The sequence below is a fragment of the Pseudomonas fluorescens genome, from assembly GCF_001648775.1.
Classification (GTDB): domain Bacteria; phylum Pseudomonadota; class Gammaproteobacteria; order Pseudomonadales; family Pseudomonadaceae; genus Aquipseudomonas; species Aquipseudomonas fluorescens_M.
This window is the reverse complement of the sequence record NZ_LVEJ01000059.1, coordinates 1-364: the sequence shown is the minus strand read 5'-3', so window position 1 is coordinate 364 and position 364 is coordinate 1. Positions and strand designations below refer to the sequence as shown.

The window sequence follows — 364 nt, the reverse complement described above, 5'->3', positions numbered from 1 at the left end:
GACGGTGGTCGCAACCGGGGTCTTGTCGGCCACCAGATTTTCGTAGTTGCCGCCCGTCACGCCGGTGATCGCGTTGCTGATCGGTGCATGACCGGTCAGCGCATCGTTTGGCGCGGTGGTGGTCACGGTACCGGTGGTTTTGCCCACTTCGATGGTGATGTTCTGACCATTGGCCAGGGTCACCACAACTGGCGAGCCCGTTACAGGCGCGCCGACAGTGGCGGTGTAGGTAACCGTGCCGCCTTCAGCAGCCGACTCGGTGGCGCTCAGTTTCACTGTGGTCGTGTCGATGGTGTCGGTGACGTTGGTCACTGCCGGCACGGTGCTCGGTACCAGGTTTTCGAAGTTGCCACCGGTGGCGGTG

Annotated in this window: 1 protein-coding gene; it reads right to left on the bottom strand. The window is 62.9% G+C overall.

The genetic code is table 11. The annotated features are described in order from the left end of the window. On the bottom strand, nt 1-364 hold a 364-nt coding region (locus A8O26_RS30030; RefSeq protein WP_172828230.1), incomplete at both ends, for an immunoglobulin-like domain-containing protein.